We start from the raw sequence: 24,648 nt of genomic DNA on the forward strand, positions 1-24,648 counted from the left end.
CGAAATCGCCGCCATCAAGCCTGGCGCGGTGTTTATCAACGCCTCGCGAGGCACCGTGGTCGAGATCGAACCGCTGGCCGAGGCGCTACGCAGCAACAAGCTGCTGGGCGCGGCGATTGATGTGTTCCCGGTCGAGCCGAAGAGCAACAAGGACGTCTTCGATTCGCCGCTGCGCGGTCTCGACAACGTGATCCTGACACCGCATGTGGGCGGCTCCACCATGGAGGCGCAGGCCAACATCGGGATCGAGGTCGCCGAAAAACTTGTCAAGTACAGCGACAACGGTACCTCGACCTCGTCGGTCAACTTTCCCGAGGTGGCGCTACCAGCCCATCCGGGCAAACACCGGTTGCTGCATATTCACCGCAACGTGCCGGGCGTGTTGGCCGAAATCAACCAGGTGTTTGCCGGCAACGGCATCAACATTGCCTCGCAGTTTTTGCAGACCAACGAGGCCGTCGGCTATGTGGTGATCGACATTGACGCTGCGCATTCGGACATGGCGCTGGCCAAACTTGCCGACGTGCCGGGTACCATCCGCAGTCGCGTGTTGTTCTAGGTTTTTGCTATTAAATCAGGAGCTGTTGAGCCTTTTTGATAAAGGGCTGCAGCTCGATTTGGCTCGAATCAGGGTGCCGGAACCTTCAGACCCAACAGATTCGCCAGCGCCGCCGTCGGCAGGGCCCCTTCCTGGGTGACCAGGGCGCCGGTCTCGGCATGGTTGCCGATGATGGTCGGAATCGAGGCGAAGCCGAAACGTGTCAGCAGCTCGGTGTTTTTGGCGACGTCGGCTTTTTGCGCGTCAAGGGCGCTGCCGGCGCTGATGCCGCCGCCCTTGGCCGTCATCGAGGCCTCATGTTCATCCATCGCGGCGACCGGGTCCTTCGCCGCCAGCAGCGTGGCGCCCTGCGCGGTGCTGGAGGCGTTGAGGATGCCGACCGGTATCCAGACAAAACGAGCCTGCGGCTTCAACGGTTTGGCTGCTTCCCAGAGCGCGGTGCAATGCGGGCACTGGGCGTCAAAAAATACATACACGGTGCGTGCGCTGACGGCTGAACCAACGCTGAACCCTTTGGCTTCGGCCGCCACGGCGGCCACGGACACGGTGGTGGGTGCGGCTGCAGCGGTCGGCTTGTTCGCGTCGGGGGCGTCCTTGCAGCCGGCCAGCAAGAGGCTGGCAGCGATCAGGATGGTGGGGGAAATTTTTGCGGGAAAGGTGAAGTTCATGGGCGCCTTGCAGTGGGGCCTGCAAGCATAGCGCAGCACCGGCGGCCTGCCTGCGCCGCCCCCACTTGTCCCCACCTGCTGTGGGTCACCTTGTGGATAAATATGTGAAAAAGCCACGAGAGGCTGACCTGTCGTGGCTTGCAGCAGATTGCCTGCTATTTGAACGGAACAGGGATTTAGCCCTTGTTCGTCATTCCCAGCCGTTCGATGGTTTCTTTTTCGGCCGCGAAGGTTTCACGGGCAAAACGCGTGTACTGCGAGGTGTTCATGTAAATCACCGACTGGTCGTATTTGTCAAACGTGGCGAGCACGGCCGGATCGTTGAGGGTGCGGCGGAAAGCCTCGTGCAGTGTGGCGACGACCGCCGGGTCCATGCCCTTGGGACCGCAGACGCCAAACGGCGAGTCCGACACGGTTTTGTAACCCAGCTCATCGAGCGTGGGCACATTGGGCCAGCGTTTGGTGCGCTTGCTGCCATAGGTGGCCAGCAGACGCAGCTTGCCGGATTCCACATGCGGGCCCCAGCCCGTCGCGTCACTGGCGCCCATCACGTGGCCACCGAGGATCGCCTGCATGTTGTCGGCGTTGCCTTTGAACGGCACGTGCGTGAGTTTGATGCCAGCGCGCTGGGCAAACTCCTCGACCGCCAGGTGTGGGCTGGTGCCGGTGCCGGTGGAGCCGTAGGTGAATTTTTCAGGGTTGGCCTTGGCGTAAGCCACCAGGTCCTTGATGCTCTTGATCGGCGAATCGGCAGGCACCACCAGACCGAAGGTGTAGCCGGTCAGGCAGGCGATCCAGGTGAAGTCCTTGAGCGGGTCGTACTGCACTTTTTGCATGTGCGGAATGCGGAACACGCCGTGCGGCAATTGGGTGACGGTGTAGCCGTCGGGCTTGGCAGACATCATTTCGTTGGCGCCCAGCATGCCGCCGGCGCCGGGCTTGTTGTCGACAATGATGGTCTGGCCCAAGGTCTTGCCGGCGCTTTCAGCCAGCGCGCGTATCACCGCGTCGGTTGAACCGCCGGCGGGCCAGGGGCAGATATACCGGATCGGGCGTGAAGGAAAGGCCGGCGCCTGGGCGCTGGCCAGTGAGGGCAGGGCGATGCCGGCGGCGGCGGCAGCAGCGGTGGTGAGGAAGTCGCGGCGTTGGGTCATGGTATCTCCGGGAAGGTGTTGCAGAACTCGTTGCTCAAGGGTATCCAGAGGAGGGCTGGCTGTCATCAAGGTTTACGCGGGGCGTAAATTCTGCAGTGTGGAACCTGCGCAGCCGGTCACCGGGCAGACGTTAAAATCAGGCTCGCCAACCCGCGCTTTTGCCTCACCAAATTGACTGCCTGTGACCGACATCGCCCCCTCCGCTTCCCCCGCCGATCCCCCTGCTTCCCCTGATCCCGCCTCCTTTCCCGAAAACGACAGCCCAGTGCAGCAAGCCCGGTTGTGGAGCGGCGACGGCTGGACCGCCCGCGTGATCAAGAACGAGGACGACGACGGCTGGGCGGTGGCCATGATCAAGGACGGCGAGCCCGAGCCCGCGCTGATCGGCCCCTGGACCATGGGGCGCGACAAGAAAAACCCCAAGCCGCTGGACGGCACCGCCTTTATCACGCTGGTCAAGACCGCCTCGGAGTTTGTGCGGCGGCACGAGCAGCAACTCCATGCCACGCTGCACCAGAGCCTCGATGTCGATTGCCGCGGCGCACGTATCACGGTGTCGCTGGACATTGAGCCGGATGAGGACAACCCCTCGGCCACGCTGAGCGCTCATGATGAAGCCGGCGAACAACTCGCGCAGGTGCGCGTACCGCCGGCCTTCAAGCTGAGCCGGGCCAGCGCCACGGCCTGGGCCGACAGCGGCTTCGCCAGACCTTGACGGCCACGGTGGGCTCGAACGGCGCCTGCGGCATCGACTTCGGCACCTCCAACTCCACGGCGGCCTGCGCGAGCGCCGACGCGCCCGGCCAGGTCGGCCTGCTGGCGCTGGAGCGTGGCAAGCCCACCTTGCCTTCGGTGGTGTTTTTTCATGCCGAAGACGCGCATATCAGCTACGGCCGTGCCGCGCTGGCCGACTACCTGGCCGGTGACGAAGGCCGCCTGATGCGCTCGCTCAAAAGCCTGCTGGGCACAGCGCTGATCGACGAGCAGACCGAAGTCGCCGGCCGCGCCTTGCCGTTTCGCGAGCTGTTGGCGCACTTTATCGGCGAACTCAAGCGCCGCGCCGAGCAGGCGGCCGGCCGCAGCTTCACGCGCGCGGTGCTCGGCCGTCCGGTGTTTTTTGTCGATGGCGACCCCGCAGCCGACCGGCAGGCGCAGGACACCCTGGCCGGTATCGCCCATGCCGTGGGGTTCAGCGAGATTGCCTTTCAGTACGAACCGATTGCTGCGGCCTTTGCCTACGAATCACAGGTCACACGTGAGGAGCTGGTGCTGGTGGTGGACATCGGCGGCGGCACCTCCGACTTCGCGCTGGTGCGGCTGGCGCCGGAGCGCGCGGGCCGGGCCGACCGGCGTGACGACATCCTGGCCAGCGGCGGCGTGCACATTGGCGGCACCGACTTCGACAAGTACCTGAGTCTGGCCAGTGTGATGCCCACGCTGGGCCTGGGCAGTCATCTCAAAAGCGGTTTGCTGATGCCGTCGGCACCGTACTTCAACCTCGCGACCTGGCACACCATCAATTTTGCGTACACCAAAAAGTCAGCGGCGCAGATCAGTGAACTGCGTCGCGAGGCTGCAGAACCGGAGAAACTGGCGCGTCTGCAGGCCCTGGTGGCGCAGCGTGCCGGCCACTGGCTGGCGATGCAGGTCGAGGACGCCAAGATGGCGCTGTCGGGCACGGCTGAAACCCGCATGGACCTGGGCCGCATCACACCGGGACAGACGCTGCTGCTGCACCGACCGGACTTTGATCGGGCCATCTCGGTGCTGGTGGACGACATTGGTGCGAGCGTCAGCCGCTTGTTGCGTGAAGCGGGCGTACTGGCAGGCGCGGTGGACACGGTGTTTTTTACCGGCGGCTCCAGCAGTGTGCCGCTGCTGCGTGCGCGGATCGCAGCGCTGTTGCCGCAGGCGCGTCGCGTCGAGGGTGATCTGTTCGGCAGCATCGGCACCGGCCTGGCGCTCGATGCGCTGCGCAAGTTCGGCTGAGCAGGAGTTGTCATTGCGGACCTGACCCGCGTTTGTTGTCCGCTTTTTTGTCATTGCGGGCGGGGCTCGCGGCGCGTCCGTGCGCGCGGCTGCAGCGTGCAGCGAGCCCAAATGCCTGGCCTTCGCTATGCTCCTTCGGCGGCATGACGCTACGGCCCGGCCCCGCAATCCATGGTGGATTACACGCGTCGCCAGTTCTTGCCGCATGGATCCCGGATCAGGTCCGGGATGACAAGCCATAACTCCCTGCCCAGACGCCCCCGCCGGCGGTAACCTGCGGGGGCGTTTGCCTTGCAACACGGGCCGGTAAGTCCGTTTGCCAGCAGCAAGTATCCGCCCCACAGCGGAGAAAGTGCTTCCGTATTTCTTTCAGTTCGGCTTTATATCAGTAATAATTGCTTCATTAAAAAGAAAATGAAGGAAATAATTCTGTATGGATAAAATAGACCGAAAAATCCTCCACGTGCTGCAGGGCAATGCGCGGGCCAGCCTGCAGGAGATCGGCCAGGCTGTCGGCCTGAGCCACACGCCGTGCTGGAGCCGCATCAAAAAGATGGAAGAGTCCGGCGTGATCGAGGGTTACACCGTGCGCATCAATGCCGCAGCACTGGACCTGGCCGACACCGTGCTGGTGCAGGTCACGCTGGACAGCCACTCCGACAACACGCTGGAAAAATTCGGTGAAACGCTAGCGAAAATTCCGGAGGTGATCGAGGCCTACCTGGTGTCGGGCGACTACGACTATCTGCTGCGTATTGCGGTCAGCGGTACCCAGGACTACGAACGGCTGCTGCGCGAGCGGCTCTACAAGATCAAGGGCATACGCCACAGCAAGTCCAGTTTTGTGCTGCGCACCCTCAAAAAAGCCGACCTTCCGCTGTTCCCGGCCTGAAGGCTAAGTGCGCTCGCGCAGCGCCTGCGTGCGCACCCAGGCCATACGTGCTTCGGTCAGCGCCACGCCGAGCCCGGCCAGACAGATAAGCGTGATACCGAGTGCCGTGGTTTGCCCCGGCACCTGGCCGAACACCAGCCAGCCCAGAACGGCAGCGCTGATGATCTGCATGTAGCTGAAGGGCGCCAGCAGCGTCGCCGGGCTTTTACTGAAGGCGGCCGCCTGCAGCCAGTGGCCGAAGAAGCCGGTGACACCGGTCGACACCAGCAACACCCAGCCCCAGACGGGCAGGTCAGGCGTGACCCAGAACCAGGGAAGCGCCAGCGACAGCGCGGCCGTGCCAAACAGGCCGCCATAGTAGTTGGTGGTCAGCGGGTCGTCATGCGCCACCCGCCGCGTGGCGATCTGGAACAGGGCAAAGGTGAACGCCGTCCCCAGGCCCAGCGCCACACCGACCGGGTCGAGCTGCGCACCGGGACGCACCACCACCAGCATGCCGGCAAAACCGACCAGCACCCCCAGCCAGCGGTGCAGGCGGTGCGCCTCCTTGAGCAACCAGGGCGCCATCGCCATCACAAACAGCGGCGCCATGAAGTTGATGGCAGTGGCCTCGGCCAGCGGAAGCCGCGCCAGCACCGAGAAAAACAGCACCGTGGTGGCAATCATCAAGAAGCCGCGGACCAGTTGGCGCGGCAGCGACTGTGTTTTGAAAATCGCCGTGCCGCGACTGGGCAGGACGATGGCGGTCATCAGCGCGGTGTGCACCGCATACCGCATCCAGGACACCATCAGCACCGGCACCCCGGCCAGTACCAGCCACTTGCCGGAGGCGTCGAGTGTGGAGAGCAGCCACAGGCCGGCGATGTGGAGAAGGATTCCGCTCTTGTGCATGGGTGAGGTGGTGCGCCGACCGCAGCAAAGGCCGGGCAGACCCCGAAATTGTAACAAAAACGCTCTCCAGCCCCTGTCTGGAAAAGGCTTTCAGCTATCAAATCAGTAGCGTAGAAGGAGCGCTGTGGCGTTCCGCTCAAACCGTGACGTCGGCATTCTCCGCAGCGGTGAACTGCATGTCGACACGGCCTGCCGCATGGCTCAGGCCGACCTGCTCGGCCGTGGCCAGGGCCTGCACATCGTCCCAGCCAAGTTTTCGGTAGGACTGCGGTTCTTCGGCGGCCACCGCGCCGGGCTCGCTGCTGACGCTGATCACCACGCGAAGCTGGCCGTCGACCGCCTCGCTGCTGATCACGATGCTGGACGGTGTCAGCGCGGCATCGGTCAGGGCAATCAGCGCCGCGGTGAAGACGCTGCGCAGCGCGAAGACCGACGTCGCCATGTCGGAGCTCGCGATGGTGTTGGACACACTGAATCCACGAAAAGCCAGCTCGGTGGCCAGCATGCCGACACATTCCTCGACGCTGGCGTGAAGCGGGCCGACGCTGTTTTCTTTGGGGGCCAGCCAGGTCAGCAGCCCCATGCTGGCACCGGCGGCCGAGCGCGTCAGGGTGCTGATGGACTTGCTGCTCTCGCGTATTGCCGTGAGATCGGGTTGCGCGGCCTGCAAACGCCTGTCCATGATGGCCGCCACCATACCGATGGGCTGCAGCGTTCCCGCCAGGTGGTGGCGCAAGGCGGGGGCCACGCGGCGCAGCAGCGCATAACGCGCAGCCTCCACCGAAAGCGTTTCCTCGCGCGTGTGCGCCGGTGCCGCGGCAGGGGCCTGGTGAAGCTTGTGATCGGTCATGCCGCCCCGCCGAGGTTCATCAGTGGCGCGTCGCGACGGGTGCCTGGCGTGCCGGTTGTTCGGTACAAATGCATGGTTGTCAAAAGCATGGTTGTCAAAAAAGTTGAGGGCAGGACCCACTGAAGAAAAATTCCAAATCATCCTATCACCGCCTCAAGCGCCGGCTGACCAGGCACAAGCGCGCAGAAGGCTTGTTCGCCCCCCTGAAGATAGCGCGGACAGCCCTGCAGTGTGACGGCGTGACCCCGGCCTGCGTGTCAGACGACACCCCCAGTTTAGAGGGGGCGTGACAGAATGCACAGTCTTTCTCTTGATGCGGAGCCCGTATGAATTTTGCGCCCGACCTGTCCACCGTGACCCACGGCATCCAGTTGGCCGTGGCGCCGGTGTTTTTGCTGACGGCCGTCTCCGGCATGATCGCTGCCGTGGCGGGACGGCTGGCCCGCATCATCGACCGCGCACGTTTTCTGGAAAACCGGCTTGAAAGCGGTGGGGTGGAGCAGACACGGGCCAGCAAGATGTACGCAGAACTCGGCGAGCTGCGGCACCGCGGATGGCTGGTCAATGGCTGCCTGGCGCTGCTGACCTTCTGCGCCATCCTGATCGGCCTGACCATCATGCTGCTGTTTCTCGGCGAGACCAGCGACCTGCCCATTCTCAAGATCGCCACTGTCTGCTTTCTTTCCGGCGTGGCCTGCTTTCTGCTGGCGCTGCTGTGTTTTCTGGCCGAAACGCTGCTGGCGACCCGGTTGCTCAAATTTGCGGAGTTGCCGGCGCAACCCCCGAATTAGCGGTCAAGAAGGCCTCCAGCCCATAACATGCGGGCGCATGCAGCTATCAAAAAAGTAGCGAATTAAGCTTTGAAGTGCGCTGCGCAGGGCTGCCCCAAGCAAGCACAGCCCCCTCGGGGGGAGGGGGGGGCAGCGCAGTACGCGAAGCGACAAGCGTGGGGGCTCTAGTTCAGCCGCCGTGACGGCAGCGTGGCCTGCACCGCAGGCAGGTCAATCATCACCGGCTGGCCCGGCGTGGTGCAGCCGGTGTCGCAGCATTTGCCGGGCTGGCGGTTTTTGGTGATGGCCCGCGCCGGGTCGTGCGGCACACCGTCGCCGCTGCCGTCGGCGTTGATGCCGCGCTCCAGGATGCGCTCGACCAACTGCACCTTGGAGCCCACCGGGTAGTTGCGGTAAATCTCCTGCTTCATGGCCGCCGGCGAGCCGCCGCCGTGCAGGCTGATCACGCTGTACCAGCCGCCCTGGTAACCGGCCGTCAGGTCTTCAATAAAACGCGCGGTCTCGATACGCTGCTCATAGGGCACGTCGGGGTTGGCGCGCAGCACTTCGGACAATTTGGCGCCGGTCTCGGGGTTGTGGTCCTCGTCGGGGCCGGGCAGGGTGACGATCAGGCCGCCGCTGACGTAATGCGCAATCCGGTGCATGTCGTAAATTTTGGTCGCCAGCAGCAGCTTGCCGATGTTTGAAAACACCGGGTCGGGCATGAAGGTTTTGCTGTGTTCATCAGGTTTGCCATACACGCTGGCCGCCACCCCGCAGGCGAAAAAGCTTTCGGTGATGGTGATCAGTTCGACCATCTGCTCACGCAAGTGGGTTTCTTTGCCGGGGTCAAATCCATTGGCCTCACACATCAGCGCGCCGGCGCCGATCAGCAGGTCGCCAAAACCCGCGCGCGCGCCTATGCAGGTGTGGCGGTGGTGGGTGGCGTAGCTGTAGGTCAGGTGGCCGGAGTGTTCCCATTCACCGGCGTAAAACACGCTGTCCCAGGGCACCAACACCTTGTCGAACATGACCACACCGGTGCTCTGGCCGTATTTGCGGCTGAACAGCGCCGCGCCATGCTCGACCTTTTCACCGGGCCGACCTGCCGGCCGCGCGATGATGGTGATGCCGGGTGCATCCACCGGAACCGCGCAGCAGACCGCAAAGTCGGCGTCTTCCCGGCCCATGTTGCGGCAGGGCATGACCAGCAGTTCATGCACATAGGGCGCGCCGGTCACGATGGCCTTGGTGCCGCTGATGACAATTCCTTTGGCATTGCGCTCAAGCACATGCACATAACTGTCCACATTGGCCTGCTCGTGCGGCCGCCGGCTGCGGTCGCCCTTGGCGTCGGTCATGGCCACGCCCAGGGTCAGGTCCTGGTCCTGCACGCGGTGCAGGTAGTTGAGAAAACGTGCGGTGTTTTCAGTGGTGCCGCGTGCGTCGTCAATGCGCGCCGACACCTGGCCAATCGCGTTCAGCGCGTCGTGGGTCAGGTAACGCTGGGCGCAGCCGGTTTCCTGGCAGACCAGGCGCACGGCTTCCAGCTTGTTGAGCAGGTCGCCGCTGCTGGTGTTGATGTGGCTCAATCGGTTGACCACTTTGCCGCTGGTGTGTTGTACGGCCGTCATGAGCGGCGCGTACTGCGCCTTCAAGGCATGGTCGTAAGTCAGCGCAATGGCATTGATGCCGGGACCGAAGCCGCGCTCGTCGGCCACGCTGTCCACCTGCCGGCCGTCCAGGAAGACGCGTGGCTTGTAGCGGCGCAGCGACTCGCGGAAGTCGTCGCCGGACATCAGGGTGGTGGGGGCGGGGGCATTCATTGTCGTTCTCCTGTGGATCTTCAGCAATTTGAACACTGTTCAATTCAATGATCAAGTGTTCAATCCGTTCAGGATCCAGGGCTGTTTGCGTTTATATTCAGGCCATGACCGCCAGATTGCAACGCCAGCAGGCTCAAACCGATTCACGCCGCGCCGGTGTGCTGGACGCCGCACGCGCGGTGTTTGAGCGCCTGGGCATTGAGGGCGCCAGCATCCGTGAAATCGCCAAGCAGGCGGGCTACACGCCCGGCGCGATTTACTCCTACTTCGACAACAAAGAGGCAATTTACGGTGCGCTGCTGGCCGAGTCGCTGGAGCGCCTCAATGCCGCGGTGGACGCTGCCGGCGATGGCGTTGTATCGCCCGGCGACTTGCTGGAGGCCAAGGCCAATGCCTGGTTCGGCTTTTATGCGGCCAACCCGCGCGACCTGGACCTCGGCTTTTACCTGGTGCAGGGCATGCGCCCGCGCGGCCTGACCGCCGAACTCAACGAGCAGCTCAATGACCGCCTGCATGACGCGCTGCAACCGTGTGAAGCGGCGCTGCGGGCCATGGGCCTGAGCGCGGAAGATGCCTTGCGCGAAAACACCGCGCTGTTTGCCCATGGCGTCGGCCTCTTGCTGCTGCAGCACACCGGCCGCATCCGCATGTTTGGGCAGGATGCCATGATGTTGTTTGACGCCTACTTGATCAATCTGGTCGAGCGTCTGCACACCGGTTCAGATTGAGTCTGTCGAAGCTTTTCACCTCTTAACTATTTTCAGGATTTCCATGCTGCTAGATGCCGATGACTCCCAACTGGTGCTGGTGGACTACCAGGCCCGCCTGATGCCTGCCATTTTTGAGAATGAACTGATTGTTGCCAACGCCGTGCGCCTGGCACGCATTGCCCAGGTGCTGCAGGTGCCGGTCTGGGGCACCGCGCAAAACCCCGACGGCCTGGGCCCCAACGTGGCCGCAGTGCAAACCGCTATCGAAGCGGCCGGCGGAAAAATCCTCGCGAAGATGCACTTCAACGGCGTGGCCGACGGCCTGGGCGAGTGGCTGCGCCCGCCGGTGCGCAAGGCGCCCGCCGGCCCGCCGCGCGGCAACGCCCGCAGCCTGTCCAAACATCTGCAAAAACCCGTTGAAGAAGAGGGCGAGGGCAGGGCTACCATCGTCATCGCCGGCTGCGAAGCCCATGTCTGCCTGATGCAGACCGCGCTCGGCCTGCTCGACGAAGACTTTGACGTCTGGGTCGTCACCGACGCCTGCAGCTCGCGCAGCGAACGCAACCGCGACGCAGCCTTCGACCGCCTGGCCGGCGCCGGCGCGGAGCTGGTCACGACCGAGATGGTGGCGTTTGAATGGCTGGGTACGTCCGAGCACCCGGCGTTCCGGCAAGTGCTTGAACTGGTGAAGCAGGGTGATGCCTGAAAACGGGGCGAAAGAGGTTATTCGACCGTATGTCGTGTCAAATTGTGGTTCTGAGGGTTAAATCAAAGCCTGAGTCCGGTCCTTACCCATTGCACCAGCCCCAACTTGCAAGACGCGCATGAATTTTCCTGGTGACAAGTTATCTCCCGCCTCGGACTCTTTTGCCTTTCTGGCGGGTGGTGGAGAGATGGGCAGTCTGATCCGGGCTATGGATTGGTCACAGACCTCGCTTGGGTCGGTTGCCGGGTGGCCGCAGAGTCTGCGCACGACCGTGAGCATTTGCCTGGCCTCGGACCTGCCCATCTGCGTCATCTGGGGGCCGGGCCTCGTCCAGCTCTACAACGACGCCTATCGGGCCATCATCGGTGACAAGCACCCCCGGTCGATGGGGCAGAACTTCTCAGAGTGCTTCAAGGAGGCGTGGCCGGTCATCGGTCAGGCGCACGACGCGGCCTTGGCCGGCAACAAGGCCTTTCTGGAGGCCCAGCAAATTTTTCTCGAACGGCGCGGGTACGTGGAGGAGACCTTTTTCACGTTCTCATTCAGCCCCATTCGGGACGAGGCTGGCCGGGTCGGCGGCCTGTTCCATCCCGTCATCGAGATGACGGCCCAGATGCTCAGCGAGCGGCGGACGCGGGCGCTGCGTGATCTTGCCGCCCAGACCGGCAAATCTAAGTCCGTCAGCGAAGCGCTTTCCCTCTCCACGCAGACCCTCGCTCGGTACGACCTCGATCTGCCGTTCGCCCTGCTTTATGTGCTGGAGCCCGATGTTGAACGGGCCCGGCTTGTCGGTGCGACAGGCCTCCAGGCGGAGTCGGTCGCCAGCGCGAGCACGGTGTATGTTGGACAGGGGGAACCGACGTTCTGGCCGCTGGAAGAAGTGGTTCGTTCCGGGGCGGCCGTGCAAATTGATAATCTCGCCGGGCGGATCGGCCCGGCGGGCCGTTTTCTCGAGCCACCGAATGCAGCATTCGCGCTGCCGATCATCCCGCCAGGAGCCGACCGCCCCGCCGCCATCCTGATTGCCGGAATCAGTCCGCGCTTGCCGATGAACGAGGCGTACCGGGACTTCTACGACTTGCTCACGTCCGCCGTGACCGCTGCTGTCGCGAATGCCCGGGCGTTTGAGGACGAACGGCGACGCGCGAAAGCATTGGCCGATCTGGACCGGGCCAAGATCGCTTTTTTTTCCAACGTCAGCCACGAGTTCCGCACGCCATTGACTTTGATGCTGGGGCCGGTCGAAGACGCCCTGGCCGCGTCCAGCGAGCCGTTGCCGCCGCTGCAACGGGAGCGCCTTGAAGTCGTTTACCGCAACGGCTTGCGCCTTCAACGCCTCGTTAACAGCTTGCTTGATTTTTCGCGGATTGAGGCTGGTCGCGTCCGAGCGGCGTATGAGCCGACGGCGCTCGCTTACTTCACCGCCGATCTCGCCAGTAACTTCCGCGCGGCCTGCGAGAAGGCCGGGCTGCAACTGCGCCTCGATTGCCCGCCGCTCAGCGAGCCGGTGTTTGTGGACCGGTCGATGTGGGAAAAGATCGTCCTTAATCTTCTGTCGAACGCCTTCAAGTTCACTTTCGAGGGCGAAATCTCGGTTTCGATGCGGCAGACCGAGCTCACCGCAGAACTGTGCGTGCGGGACACAGGTACCGGCGTTCCCGTGGAGGAAATCCCGCTGCTGTTTGAACGGTTCCACCGGGTCGAAAATGCACGCGGACGTACGCACGAGGGCAGCGGCATCGGGCTGTCCCTCGTGCAGGAAGTGGTCAAGCTGCACGGTGGCCTGATCAGCGCCGAAAGCGAAGTCGGGCGCGGGTCGACGTTCACCGTTTCGATTCCACTGGGCTCGCGGCATTTACCGCAAGATCAGGTCGGCAACAGCCGCGCCGCTGCGCAGCAGACCGCGCTCGTCAGTCCGTTCGTCGAGGAGGCGCTGGGCTGGCTGCCCGACTCCGGTCCGCGCCCGGCGATGGGCATTGCGCCACCTCTGCCGAGAGACGAACCGACAAGCCCACCCTCGACTCCCGCGCTTGCCGACGAAGACCGGCCTCTGGTGCTGGTGGTCGACGACAACGCAGACATGCGGCGGTACGTCGTCCGTCTGCTTGCCCCGCATTACCGCACCGAGGCCGTGCCGGACGGAGAGGCGGCATTGGCGGCGGTACGACAGCATTCGCCGGACCTCGTCCTGGCCGACGTCATGATGCCCGGGCTCGACGGCTTCGGCTTGTTGCAGGCGCTGCGCGCCGACCCTCAGACGAGCGGCGTTCCGGTCATCATGCTGTCTGCCCGTGCCGGGGAGGAAAGCCGGATCGAGGGCTTGCGGGAAGGGGCCGACGACTACCTGGTCAAGCCGTTCAGTGCCAAAGAGTTGCTGGCCCGCGTGTCTGCCCACTTGAAAATAGCCCGCATACGGCTGCAGGCGAGCGAAGCGCTGCGGGCCAGCGAGGCACAGTTTCGGGCGTTGGTCAGCGCCAGTTCGGATGTTGTGTACCGGATGAACGCGGACTGGACCGAGATGCGTCAGCTCCAGGGCCGCGAGTTCATCGCCGACACCCACGAGCCGGAACGCTCATGGCTGGAGAAGTACATTCAGCCGGGCGATCAGCAGCGCGTCATCGAGGCCGTCCGGGAGGCCGTCCGGACCCGAAGCCCCTTTGAGCTGGAGCACCAGATCTTGCGGATCGACGGTACGCTCGGGTGGACGTTCTCCCGGGCCATCCCGCTTATGGACGATGAGGGCACAGTCGTCGAGTGGTTGGGCATGGCCAGCGATGTGACCGCCCGCAAGCAGGCCCAGGAGGCGCTGCGCGAAAGCGAGGAGCGGCGACGGCTGGCCCTCGACGCCGCCGAACTCGGGACGTGGCACGTGGATCCGGTGACCCGTGCCACGAAGACCGATGCGCGGTACCGCGCCATCTTCGGCACCACCGAGGAGTGGACGGACTACCTGCAGGCGGTCGCCGTCATTCACCCCGACGACCGGCGCGCAGTGCTTGAGGCTGTGGCGGCGGCCACGCGGCTGGACGACCCCGCTCCCTACGCCATCGAATATCGAATCACCCACTCGGACGGATCGCTGCGCTGGGTTTTTGCGAAAGGGCGGTCAAGCTTTGAGGAGACCGGCCCGACGAGGCGTGTGAAGAGTTTCGACGGCACTGTGGCCGACATCACCGACCGGAAGCTGGGCGAGGAAGAAAGAGAGCGGCTGGTCGCCCGTCTTCGAGAGCAAGACCAGCGCAAGGACGAGTTTCTTGCCACGCTGGCCCATGAACTGCGGAACCCGCTTGCCCCGATTCGCAACGGCTTGCAGATCTTGCGTCTGACACGCGGCGACACGGAAAAAATCGAGACGGTCCGCTTGATGATGGAACGCCAGGTCAGCCAGATGGTGCATCTGATCGATGACCTCCTGGATTTGAGCCGCATCAGCCGGGGCAAGATCGATCTTCGCAAGGAGCGCATCGAACTGGCCAGAGTGATTGAACGGGCCGTCGAGGCCAGCCGACCGGCCATTGAAAATGCCGGGCATGGCTTGGTCATTGAAGTTCCACCGGAGGCGATCTACGTGGACGCTGACCTGACCCGGTTGACCCAGGTGTTCTCGAATCTGTTGAACAATGCCGCCAAGTTCACTGAACGTGGCGGTCGGGTGCAGTTGGCTGTGCAATTGATGGGAGCTGAAGCCGTCGTCTCAGTCGCGGACAACGGAATAGGCATCCCGACGCGCATGCTCTCGCGTGTCTTTGAAATGTTCACGCAGGTTGACGGCAACCTGGAACGGTCGCAGGGTGGGTTGGGGATCGGCCTGTCCATCGTGCAGCAGCTCGTCCAGATGCACGGTGGGGCGGTTGAAGCGCGCAGCGACGGCCTTGGCAAAGGCAGCGAGTTTGTGGTGCGCCTGCCGCTGGCCTTGTCCCTCGTCGGGAACAAACCTGCCGACGAAGCCCACCCCGCCCGCCCCGCGGCAAGCCTGCGCATTCTGGTGGCGGACGACAACTTCGACTCAGCAAAGAGCCTGGCGATGTTGCTGATGCTTGAGGGCCACCAGACGCGAACGGCACATGACGGCCAGGAGGCGCTGGATGTGGCGGCCCTATTCAAGCCCGACGCCATACTGCTGGACATCGGAATGCCCAAGCTCAACGGCTACGAGGTGTGCCGTCGACTCCGACAGCTGGCGTGGGGCAAGAGCATTGTGGTGATCGCCCTTTCCGGGTGGGGCCAGGATGAGGACAAACGCCGATCGCTGGAAGCCGGCATAGACTCGCATCTGGTCAAGCCGGTAGACCATGCGGCCCTCCAAAAACTGCTGATCGGGGTGCCTGCGACGAGGGCTTGAGTCGGCCGCCCAGCGGCCGAACCCAACGCTAAGCAAGATACATTTCAGCGCCGTGGGCCATGGCCTCGACGACCGGCTTCGCTAGCGCGAGTGGCGCCGGCCGTTACTGGAGTGAGCCCGGCTGGCCGTGGTGGTGAGTCACCGGATTGCATGCGTGGACGGTTCAGGCGTCAGCCTGCCGCAAGTCTGTCATCCATAATTATGAATTCAGTTTCAGCATAAACGGAGACAAACGTGTTCAAAGCCCTGCAACTCAACAAGTCCGAGGCCGGCTTTTCGGCGACTGTTGTCAATATCGACGAGGCGCAACTGCCCGCTGGCGACGTGCTGGCGCAGGTCGACTATTCGACGCTCAACTACAAAGACGGCCTGGCGATCACCAACAAAGGCCCGGTGGTGCGCACCTGGCCGATGGTCGCGGGTATTGACGGCGCTGGCACGGTGCTGGAATCCACCCATGCGGCCTGGAAAGCCGGCGACAAATTCATCCACAACGGCTGGGGTCTGGGTGAGACGCGCTGGGGTCTGATGGCCGAACGCGCGCGCTTGCAGGGCGACTGGCTGGTGAAGTTGCCCAAAGCGTTCAGCACGCGCCAGGCCATGGCGATTGGCACGGCGGGTTACACCGCCATGCTGTGTGTGCTGGCGCTGGAGAAACACGGCTTGACGCCGGGCGACGGTGAGGTGCTGGTGACGGGCGCCACCGGTGGTGTTGGCAGCGTCGCCGTCGCGTTGCTGGGCAAGCTGGGCTACAAGGTGGTGGCAGCGACCGGCAAGGCCAGTGAAGAGAGCTATTTGAAGCAGCTGGGTGCGGCGTCCGTCATTGACCGCCAGGAACTTGCGGCCGCCGGCAAACCGCTGCAAAAAGAACGCTGGGCCGCGGTGGTGGATGCGGTGGGTTCACACACCCTGGTCAATGCCTGCGCGCAAACGCGATACGGCGGCGTGGTGGCGGCCTGCGGACTGGCGCAAGGCGCGGACTTTCCAGCGACCGTGATGCCCTTCATCCTGCGCGGCCTGACGCTGGCCGGCATCGACAGTGTGATGGCGCCGCTGGCGCGCAGGCAGGCCGCCTGGGACCGGCTCGCCGTTGACCTGGACCCGGTCAAGCTCGAAGCCATCGTCGAGGAGGTGTCCTTGGACAAGGCCGCAGAAAAAGCGGCGGACTTGATGGCCGGCAAGGTGCGCGGGCGCATCGTCGTCAAAATCTGAGTTGCAGCGCAAAAATAATCACGGAGACAGACCCATGACCAGCTACGCCGACTTCTACCGACGCTCTATCGATCAGCCCGATGCCTTCTGGATTGAACAGGCCCAACTGATCGACTGGCAGCAGCCTTTCACCCGGGTTTGCAACTTCGACAATCCGCCCTTTGTGCACTGGTTCGAGGGCGGCAAGACCAACCTCTGCCACAACGCGGTAGACCGGCACCTCAAAGACCGGGCTGACCAGGCCGCGCTGATTTACGTTTCGACCGAAACCGGCGCGGAGAAAACCTATTCATTTGCCGAACTGCACCGCGAAGTGCAGCGCATGGCGGCCAGCCTGCAGGCACTGGGTGTGCAAAAAGGCGACCGCGTGCTGATCTACATGCCCATGGTGGCGGAGGCGGCGTTTGCGATGCTGGCCTGCGCGCGGCTGGGCGCGATCCACTGCGTGGTGTTTGGTGGTTTTGCCAGCGGCTCGCTGGCCTCGCGCATTGACGATGCAACGCCCAAAGTGATTGTCAGTTCCGACGCCGGTTCGCGCGGCGGCAAGATCGTGCCCTACAAGCCGCTGCTCGACGAAGCCATTCGCCTGTCCAGCCACAAACCCGAGGCGGTGCTGCTGACGGACCGCGCGCTGGCGCCCATGGCCATGGTTGCCGAACGCGACCAGCTGTGGACCGACTTGCGTGCTGCCCACATGGATGCGCAAGTGCCCTGCGAATGGCTGGACTCGACCGACATCAGCTACACCATTTACACCAGCGGCACCACCGGCAAACCCAAAGGTGTGCAGCGTGATACCGGCGGTTACGCGGTGGCGCTGGCAGCGAGCATGAAACACATCTTCGATGGCCGCGCCGGCGAGACTTATTTTTCGACCAGCGACATCGGCTGGGTGGTGGGCCACAGCTACATCATCTACGGCCCGCTGATTGCCGGCATGGCCACGCTGATGTACGAAGGTTTGCCGACCCAGGGTCTGGACAAACAACCCGATGGCGGCATCTGGTGGCGGCTGGTCGAGAAATACAAGGTGACGGCCATGTTCAGCGCGCCGACTGCGGTGCGCGTGCTGAAGAAACAAGACCCGGCGCTGCTCAAAAAGTACGATCTGTCCAGCCTGCGCGCCTTGTTCCTGGCCGGTGAGCCGCTGGACGAGCCGACGGCGCGCTGGATCAGCGAGGGCTTGAACGTGCCCATCATCGATAACTACTGGCAGACCGAAACCGGCTGGCCGCTGCTCACGGTGGCCAACGGCGTGGAGCAAACGCCGAGCAAGTTCGGCAGCCCCGGCATCCCGATGTACGGCTACCGGGTCAAGCTGCTGCATGAGTCGACCGGCGAGGAGCTGACCCAGCCCAATGAAAAAGGTGTGGTGGTGCTCGAAGGCCCGACGCCGCCAGGCTTCATGCAAACCGTCTGGAAGGACGATGCACGCTTTGTCAACACCTACTGGAAAAGTGTGCCGGGCAAAATGGTCTACAGCACCTTTGACTGGGGCATCCGCGACGAGGATGGTTACTACTTCATCCTTGGCCGCACCGACGACGTGATCAACGTGGCCGGCCACCGGCTCGGCACCCGCGAGATCGAAGAAAGCATCTCTGGCCATGCCGGTGTGGCCGAGGTGGCCGTGGTGGGCGTGGCCGACAGCCTCAAGGGGCAGGTGGCCATGGCTTTTGTGGTGCCGAAAGACGGCGGCGTGCTGCTTGATGCCGCAGCCGCACTCAAGCTCGAAGGCGAGATCATGAAACGTGTGGATGGCGACCTGGGCGCGCTGGCCCGGCCGTCGCGTGTGCGTTTTGTGTCGCTGCTGCCCAAGACGCGCAGCGGCAAGCTGCTGCGCCGCGCAATTCAGGCGGTGTGTGAAGGCCGCGACGCCGGTGACCTGACGACCATGGACGACCCGGCCGCGCTACAGCAAATCCGGGACCGGGTGCTGGCTGGCTGACTTCAGGGCGAGCTTTTTACAAGCAAAAATGGCCTCCAGCCCATAGCAAACAAGCGCAAGCAGCTATCAAAACAGGAGCATGCCAGGGTCAGGGGGCCGGCAGATCAACGCTCTCGGGTGGCCATCCGGCACGCGCGCGGTCAGCCATCCAGATCCAGGCGGCTTCGAATTCACGCACGCGCGCCGGCAGGTCGAACAGCGGTGCCGTCGCCACCTCGGCTTTCACGCGCTCACGCAGTTGCTGCAGGACAGCGCGGTCACGTCCCAGCCGCAACACGGCGTCCACGTAAGCGGCTTCAGTGTCCGCCACACAATCGCCCAGCCCTGCAGCCAGCAGAATGCTGCCGCCCGCACGGGCTGCCATGCCGCTGCCTGCGCAACTGATGCCGGGCACGCCCATGCGCAGGGCGTCGAGCAGGTCCTGGCGGGCATTGATACGCAGGGTGTCCATGAACAGGTCAGCCAGCGCCAGGCTGTCCAGTCGCTCTTCACGCGTGCTTGCGGTGGCAAAACACAGGCGTCCTTCCTTGATGCCTGCGGTCTGTGCCTCGCGCCGCAGGTTGGCCTGCGCCATGCGGCCCAGCGGCGGCAGCCACAGGACGGCGTCCGGCAAGGCAGCCAGCACACGCATCCAGACGCCGAAGCTGTGGGCGTCAATGTGAAGCGCTGGCGCGAAGGCGCAGAGCACCAGCGCGTCGGCAGGAAAGCCGGCCTGCCTGCGGGTGAGCCCTGGGGTACCTGCCGGGGCGAGGCTTGCTGGCCAGCACGTGTGCGGCAGCCGGACCAGCGCGTTGCGCGGTTTGTTGTCTGTGCCGGATGCTGGGTGCATAAACACATCGGACAGGGTGTACTCGAAAGGCCCCTGGGCGTCTTGCCCGTGCCAGCCAGGATGCTGGACCTGCACCGGCGCCACGCGGCGCGCGGCGATACCCGGCCGCCACGCGAGCGAGCCAAAAGTCAGGTCCAGCCAGATGTCGAGCCGGTCCAGCCGGATGCGCAAGATGGCTTCGTTGTCGTTGAAGTGCGCGATCTCGATCACGCGATGCGGCGCCAGTGCCTGCGCCAGCACCGCCTGCGGTTGCGGCGTGGGCGCGTAGATATAAAACTCAAAGCGGGCACTGTCGTACAGAGCCAACTGCGCGGCAAGTTCTGCCGTGGCGGCTTCGTCTCGCAGGTCGCGGGCAGCGATGCCGATGCGGATTGGCCCTTGCCGCCTCAGCACATCCGCTGCTGAAAACGGGCGGCCCGGCGTGGTCGGCTGGGCCACCAACACGTCCCATGTGGCGCGGGCGATCTGCTGCATCTCATCGTCATCAAGCGGGAGCAGCGGGCCGCAGACCAGGGCCTGACGCATGTCTCGGCTTGGCACACCCATGCGTAGGGCGCTCAACTCATGCCGGACCAGCGCAAGCAGCCGATCCTGCTCCCGCCAGTCGCAGTCATGAAGCGCGTCAAAAGCGTGGCGGCTGAACAGGGTGCGTGCGTCGCCAGCTGGAAGCTGCTCACGCGAGGGCATGCCGGCCAGTGAGGCCAGCAGCGGATCGGATTGTTCAAAATCGCCACAAAGCGCCAGCGCCAGCGCCAGGCGCCCGGACAGAAGGGCGTGGCCAGGGAACTGGCGCACGGCTTTGTCAAGATGTGCGGCTGCCTCGGCATGTCGGCGCGCGCCCAGCAGCATGTCCGCCACGGTGATCCAGGCCCCGTCCTGATGGGGCGCGGCGGCCAGGCAACGCGTGGCGAGTTCGATGGCTTCGTGCCATTGGCCGTCTTGTGCGTGGATCAGGGCCAGGTGATGCAGGGCGCGCGCATGCCCCGCATCGCGCAAGAGTGCGGTGTCCAAATAGTTTTTTGCCGCCTCGCGCTCGCCGCAGGCGGATGCGGCGATGGCCAGATTGGTCGCACCTTCCGCATCGGCCAACAGTTGCTGCTCGACGGTTTTCAGGCAGGCCAGCGCCGCCTGCGGCCGCGCCAGCTCAAACAACAGCGTGGCGCAAGCCGAACTGGCCTGCACATTGCCGGGCGCCAGCGCCAGCGCGGTTTCAAAGGCCAACAGCGCCCGGACAGGGTCCCCGTTTTCGTGCGCGTCCATGCCCGCTTTCATCCATTGCCCGAAGCTGGTTGCCGGTGCTGGGCCAACTGCCGGCGGAGGCAGGGCAGGGTCTGGCGCAATCATGATTTGATTATGTGACAGACTCCTGCACAGGCCTTCGCTGACGAACCCCACTTCGCCTCACACCATGGACTTGCCTGCCGCTTCAGCACCTTCCGCCTTACTGCACCTGGTCGGCAGCTTTGACGACCCCCATGCGGGTGCGGAACGGGAGCTTGTTGATCTGGCGGCTGCGCTGGCGCACACGCGCCGCGTGACAGTCTGGTCGGTGTTGCCGCCGCATCCCTGGTACGTGCAGAGGGGCGTTCGGCAGATTCAGGCGTTTTCGGGGCAGTTTCCGCAGGGCGGCGTGCTGATTTGGGGAGGCGCGCATGTCGCCCCTGGCCTCTGGCTCAGGTATGCGCGCTTCGAGCGCGTCATCGTTCAGTGCAATCTGGCCAGTTGGGAACGCCTGTTCACGCTGATCGAGGTGTTCCGGGAATCGGTCAAACAGGAGCCCGAGCTGGTGTTTGTTTCCAGATCGCTGCAACTGACCGCCGGGCTGCCGGGCCGGGTGGTCCGCAGCCCCTTGGACATCGAGCCGTTTCTGAAGGCAGCGGGCGCACGCAAGGCCCGCTCGACGCCGGTGACGGTGGGCCGGGTCAGCCGCGATACCCCCGACAAATACCATTCGCAGGACCCCATGCTTTACCGCATGCTGGCGGCGCGCGGATGGCGTGTGCGGATCCTCGGCGGTACCTGTCTGGCAGATCAGCTGCGCGGGGTGGCGGGCGTCGAGTTGCTGCCCGCCGGCGCCGAAGACACGGTGGATTTTTACCAGAGCCTGGATATTTTTTTCTACCGGACCGGTGCCACGGTCGAGGCTTATGGCCGGGTGATCGTCGAAGCCATGGCATCCGGACTGCCGGTGGTCGCCGGCGGCCATGGGGGATACACGGAAGTCATGCTTCCCGGCGAGACCGGGCTCCTGGTGGATTCCCAGGAAGCCGCATGGGACGCATTGATCGATTTGGGTAAGGACGCGGCCCTGCGCGCGGCGATGGGGTGGGCGGGAATGCGCCAGGCGGAACAGGTGCACGGTGCAGTTGCAACGCGAGCCGCGCTGGCGGCCTACCTGGCCTGACCGTGCGCGTTGGGCTTATTTCTGGAAAACAGCCGCGCCGGTAATCAGCCCCGTCCCCAGGTCTTTGGCGTAGGTCAGGCCCGCCAGGCCGGCATTGGTGCCCATGAGCGCGCCTTTGATGTAGCCGTTGGTGCCTGTGAACATGGATGAGGTTGATGTGACGGTGACGCTGTCCGTGATGGGGGTGGTCGGCGCGAATGATGTGGTGACCGATGCGTTGACCACGTATTGCGTTGAAGAGAAATTGACAGACAAACTTGCGGCGGTAAGTGTGCCGGCGACGCCGCCCTTGATCGGTGCGGTATTGCCAGCGAGCGTGTAGGTTGCCGTGCCGCCGCCAGCCATCAGGGAGGCCATTTCAGTCGACGAAGTGGGGCGGCCCGCAATGTAATGCACATGGTTGAGCATCACCGTACCCAGATATTCCCGTTGGCCGGAAACCCAGGTTCCCCAGCCGATGAAGTTGGTGTCACTGACATTGCCGATGGATTTGAAGTCGGATGCAGGTCCGGGTGTTCCGGTCTCCGACCATTTGGAAAAACCACCCGACACATTGTTGTCCACGCTGAGCAGCTTGTTGTCGCTGAATACCGTGGTTGCCCCAGACTGTGTGGTCAGTGAGTAGAGCGTTGACCCATTGGTGCCCACCGCTGCAACGGCGATGTTGGTGAAAGTGCGTTGGACGGGACTGGTAGTGGTGGTTGTGGAGGTTGTTGTGGTTGTGGTGGTGGTGGCTGGCTTCACGGCCTCCACGATGTCAGATTTACCCGCTGCATTGACTTTCTCACCGACCGCCGTGGGCTCCTTCTCGGTGGGCGGGGTATCGACCTTCGCTTGTGTGCTGGTCCGCACCGGCGGTGTCACGCTGTCGATCACCCTGACCGACTCTCCGGCCACCAGGCCGATGCAGCCGCTCTGGTTGCAGACTTCGATTTTGTCCAGTTCGCTGGTGATGCCCAGGGTGCCGTCCGGGTTGTAGCCGACCTTGAATCCCGAGCCGCGTATGCCGATGGTGGCCGTGGTGGTGGTGAGTTTGTAGTTGTCGCGGTTGCGTTTGCCAATCAGGCCGGTGATGGCGCGCATGCTGCCGCGCAGCAGGTCCACCAGAAAGCGGTCTTCCTTGGGGTCGTTCTGGTCCACATAGTTGGCGATCTTGAACTCGGTGTTGGGTTGCAGCGAGACCAGGCCGCCGTCGGTAAATTTGACCTGCGCCCGGCCGTTGGTACCGGTGACGATGGCGTTACCGCTGTTGATGTCACCGCCTTTGACCAGTGCGATGGTCCGGCCGTCGGTCTGGCGCAGATTCACCTCTCCGGCTGTGAACTGGGCAACACCCGCCAGCGCATGGGCTTGCAGCGGGTAGGCGGCAGCCAGGGCCATCAGCAAAACGGTGCTTTTCAGTTTGAAGGGTTGTTCCATGGGTCCGCCTGAAGTGTCTTTTGGTGAAGCCGGAGCGCTTAGAAATCCCTGCGTACTGTCACGGACAACACGCGTTTGCTGAAATCGGAAATCGCGATGTTGGAATTCGTCTTGAGCAGCGAAAGTTGCGGTGTGACACGCCAGTTTACAAACGGGACCCAGGTCAGCCCGAGATTCAGGCTGGTCTGCCGGTCGCGGCGGGTCCTCAGGAACAAGGGATCGGTGCCACCGTAGCGACGCTCTTCGTACCCCATGTTGGCGAACACATCGATGTCGGCATTGATCGATTGCTGCAGGCCCGCGCGCAGGCCAGCCAGGCGGTGCCCAAGGTGGGGGACACTGGCGGCTCGCTCGTTTTCCGTCCCGGCATAGACCCCGCCAAAGGCCAGCAAACCACTGCGAAATGCGGTGGCGTACGAAGTGCCCAGGACGTACCGTTCGGCGTCACGCAGGTTTTGGCCGGGATAACGCAGCGTGGATATTTGCAGGTAGGTGCTCCACTGGCTGGCCGCATCGGGGCGGTGGGTCCATTCGCCCACCACACCGCGCTGGTCCCTCACGCCGCGGTTGTCGGCCGAGAAGCTGCCCACCTGCGCAGCCGCCGTGAATTCGTCCTTGTCGACCTTGTAGCTGGCACCGACGCTCAGATCAAACTGACGGGTATCGAAGTCGTTGTAGTCGTTGTTGAAGCGGTAGTTGCCAGAGGCGCTGGCGATCAGGGACAGGCGCGGGTCAATGACATACCGGCCGGAGATACCGGCGCCCAAGCTGTAAAAGCTGTCCTTGAGCTTGACGCCTGTGCGGTCCAGGGTCAAAACCAGTCCACCGAGTGAGGGGACCGCGACGTTGGCATTGCTGGGGCCGCTGTTGATGTTGCTGTCCATGCCGATACCCGCTTCGGCGTAAGCTTTGATCGACGACCGCGCCGCTTCCTCGTTGCGGTCGATGGCTTGTAGAAATTCATCAATTTTTCGCGCCGCCTCTGGAGGAATGCCGTCGCGTTTTGTTTCCTGGAGCACCTGGCGTGCCGCCTGGTTGTCGCCCAGGGCAAACAGCGCCCGGCCGAGTTCGGCGCGGGCGCGGGAGTTTCCGGGCTGTACGGACAGAACACGCTCCAGCGCAAATACCGCGCGTGTGAACTGACCGGTTTCGTTGGCAGCGATGCCCAGCACTGTGTCAAAGTCCGGGTCACCGGCACGCTCGATCTCGACCGCGGCCAGTTGGTCGAAGGCTTGCCGGGCTTTTCCCTGCTCCACAAGAAGCAGTGATTCGCGGACCAAAGCATCTGCTTGCGCGTGGGCAACCCCGGCAAGCAACAAGGCCGATGCGCATCCGCTGACGAACAGGGGGACCAACCGTCTAAAAAACATAATACCTATGAATTAATAACGACCACAGCTTGGCTGAAGTTTTATAGCACGCGCTTAGGTAAAGCGGTCGTTTTTTGCGGTGACTTTTGCGCACCAAGTCCACAGTCCT

Annotated in this window: 19 protein-coding genes; 11 read left to right on the forward strand and 8 right to left on the reverse strand. The window is 63.7% G+C overall.

Translation table 11 applies throughout. The annotated features are described in order from the left end of the window. The coding region (locus tag ACH2CW_RS07285; RefSeq protein ID WP_395056597.1) for an NAD(P)-dependent oxidoreductase at positions 1-559 on the forward strand (559 nt) is incomplete at its 5' end. A gap of 68 nt (positions 560-627) precedes the next feature. Here the strand turns inward: ACH2CW_RS07285 and ACH2CW_RS07290 are convergent. Together ACH2CW_RS07290 and ACH2CW_RS07295 are read right to left on the reverse strand one after the other, a co-directional pair. Beyond that, positions 628-1,227, reverse strand: a complete 600-nt coding sequence (locus ACH2CW_RS07290) for a thioredoxin fold domain-containing protein (protein ID WP_395056599.1) — start codon at positions 1,225-1,227, stop codon at positions 628-630. A gap of 176 nt (positions 1,228-1,403) precedes the next feature. Beyond that, positions 1,404-2,381 carry a tripartite tricarboxylate transporter substrate binding protein gene (locus tag ACH2CW_RS07295; protein ID WP_395056601.1) on the reverse strand — a complete coding sequence of 326 codons (978 nt, stop codon included), beginning with the start codon at positions 2,379-2,381 and terminating at the stop codon, positions 1,404-1,406. Between the two features lie 181 nt (positions 2,382-2,562). Here ACH2CW_RS07295 and ACH2CW_RS07300 point away from each other — a divergent pair, with 181 nt between their 5' ends. The 3 genes from ACH2CW_RS07300 (at position 2,563) to ACH2CW_RS07310 (ending at position 5,262) form a co-directional block, all read left to right on the forward strand. Continuing rightward, positions 2,563-3,096 carry a hypothetical protein gene (locus tag ACH2CW_RS07300; RefSeq protein WP_395056603.1) on the forward strand — a complete coding sequence of 178 codons (534 nt, stop codon included), beginning with the start codon at positions 2,563-2,565 and terminating at the stop codon, positions 3,094-3,096. Then, positions 3,093-4,370 (forward strand): Hsp70 family protein, encoded by a 1,278-nt coding sequence (locus ACH2CW_RS07305; protein ID WP_395056606.1) that lies wholly within the window; start codon positions 3,093-3,095, stop codon positions 4,368-4,370. Before ACH2CW_RS07300 ends, ACH2CW_RS07305 begins: the two co-directional genes overlap by 4 nt. Positions 4,371-4,803: 433 nt before the next feature. After that, positions 4,804-5,262, forward strand: a complete 459-nt coding sequence (locus tag ACH2CW_RS07310; RefSeq protein WP_395056608.1) for an Lrp/AsnC family transcriptional regulator — start codon at positions 4,804-4,806, stop codon at positions 5,260-5,262. 3 nt (positions 5,263-5,265) lie between these two features. On the opposite strand, the gene ACH2CW_RS07315 is transcribed toward ACH2CW_RS07310, so the two are convergent. Together ACH2CW_RS07315 and ACH2CW_RS07320 are read right to left on the reverse strand one after the other, a co-directional pair. Beyond that, a complete protein-coding gene (locus tag ACH2CW_RS07315) occupies positions 5,266-6,153 on the reverse strand; it encodes a DMT family transporter (RefSeq protein ID WP_395056610.1) in 888 nt (295 codons plus the stop codon). Between the two features lie 136 nt (positions 6,154-6,289). Then, positions 6,290-7,003 carry a hypothetical protein gene (locus ACH2CW_RS07320; RefSeq protein ID WP_395056612.1) on the reverse strand — a complete coding sequence of 238 codons (714 nt, stop codon included), beginning with the start codon at positions 7,001-7,003 and terminating at the stop codon, positions 6,290-6,292. A gap of 326 nt (positions 7,004-7,329) precedes the next feature. Here ACH2CW_RS07320 and ACH2CW_RS07325 point away from each other — a divergent pair, with 326 nt between their 5' ends. Then, positions 7,330-7,794: a DUF2721 domain-containing protein gene (locus ACH2CW_RS07325; RefSeq protein ID WP_395056614.1), complete on the forward strand. Its 465-nt coding sequence runs from the start codon at positions 7,330-7,332 to the stop codon at positions 7,792-7,794. A 164-nt stretch (positions 7,795-7,958) separates the two neighbouring features. Here the strand turns inward: ACH2CW_RS07325 and ACH2CW_RS07330 are convergent, their stop codons facing one another. Next, the gene (locus ACH2CW_RS07330; RefSeq protein WP_395056616.1) at positions 7,959-9,599 is read right to left on the reverse strand and encodes a 4-hydroxyphenylacetate 3-hydroxylase family protein; all 1,641 of its coding nucleotides are present in this window, start codon (positions 9,597-9,599) and stop codon (positions 7,959-7,961) included. 104 nt (positions 9,600-9,703) lie between these two features. Here ACH2CW_RS07330 and ACH2CW_RS07335 point away from each other — a divergent pair, with 104 nt between their 5' ends. The 5 genes from ACH2CW_RS07335 to ACH2CW_RS07355 all read left to right on the forward strand — a co-directional run bounded on the left by ACH2CW_RS07335 (position 9,704) and on the right by ACH2CW_RS07355 (position 18,517). Continuing rightward, on the forward strand, positions 9,704-10,327 hold the full coding sequence (locus tag ACH2CW_RS07335; RefSeq protein ID WP_395056618.1) for a TetR/AcrR family transcriptional regulator: 624 nt from the start codon (positions 9,704-9,706) through the stop codon (positions 10,325-10,327). A 43-nt stretch (positions 10,328-10,370) separates the two neighbouring features. After that, positions 10,371-11,015: an isochorismatase family protein gene (locus ACH2CW_RS07340; protein WP_395056620.1), complete on the forward strand. Its 645-nt coding sequence runs from the start codon at positions 10,371-10,373 to the stop codon at positions 11,013-11,015. Positions 11,016-11,133: 118 nt separating this feature from the next. Continuing rightward, positions 11,134-15,357: an ATP-binding protein gene (locus tag ACH2CW_RS07345; RefSeq protein WP_395056622.1), complete on the forward strand. Its 4,224-nt coding sequence runs from the start codon at positions 11,134-11,136 to the stop codon at positions 15,355-15,357. A gap of 234 nt (positions 15,358-15,591) precedes the next feature. After that, positions 15,592-16,569 (forward strand): MDR family oxidoreductase, encoded by a 978-nt coding sequence (locus ACH2CW_RS07350; RefSeq protein ID WP_395056624.1) that lies wholly within the window; start codon positions 15,592-15,594, stop codon positions 16,567-16,569. Between the two features lies 1 nt (position 16,570). Continuing rightward, a complete protein-coding gene (locus ACH2CW_RS07355; RefSeq protein WP_395056626.1) occupies positions 16,571-18,517 on the forward strand; it encodes a propionate--CoA ligase in 1,947 nt (648 codons plus the stop codon). An 88-nt stretch (positions 18,518-18,605) separates the two neighbouring features. Here the strand turns inward: ACH2CW_RS07355 and ACH2CW_RS07360 are convergent, their stop codons facing one another. After that, positions 18,606-20,606: a tetratricopeptide repeat protein gene (locus ACH2CW_RS07360; RefSeq protein WP_395056628.1), complete on the reverse strand. Its 2,001-nt coding sequence runs from the start codon at positions 20,604-20,606 to the stop codon at positions 18,606-18,608. Between the two features lie 148 nt (positions 20,607-20,754). On the opposite strand from ACH2CW_RS07360, the gene ACH2CW_RS07365 reads away from it, so the two are divergent. After that, positions 20,755-21,750 carry a glycosyltransferase family 4 protein gene (locus ACH2CW_RS07365; RefSeq protein ID WP_395056630.1) on the forward strand — a complete coding sequence of 332 codons (996 nt, stop codon included), beginning with the start codon at positions 20,755-20,757 and terminating at the stop codon, positions 21,748-21,750. 15 nt (positions 21,751-21,765) lie between these two features. Here the strand turns inward: ACH2CW_RS07365 and ACH2CW_RS07370 are convergent, their stop codons facing one another. Continuing rightward, positions 21,766-23,169 (reverse strand): FecR domain-containing protein, encoded by a 1,404-nt coding sequence (locus tag ACH2CW_RS07370; RefSeq protein ID WP_395056632.1) that lies wholly within the window; start codon positions 23,167-23,169, stop codon positions 21,766-21,768. Positions 23,170-23,207: 38 nt separating this feature from the next. Continuing rightward, the gene (locus ACH2CW_RS07375) at positions 23,208-24,425 is read right to left on the reverse strand and encodes a surface lipoprotein assembly modifier (RefSeq protein WP_395056634.1); all 1,218 of its coding nucleotides are present in this window, start codon (positions 24,423-24,425) and stop codon (positions 23,208-23,210) included. Positions 24,426-24,648: the final 223 nt, after the last annotated feature.

The sequence above is a fragment of the Polaromonas sp. genome, from assembly GCF_043778355.1.
GTDB lineage: Bacteria > Pseudomonadota > Gammaproteobacteria > Burkholderiales > Burkholderiaceae_C > Polaromonas.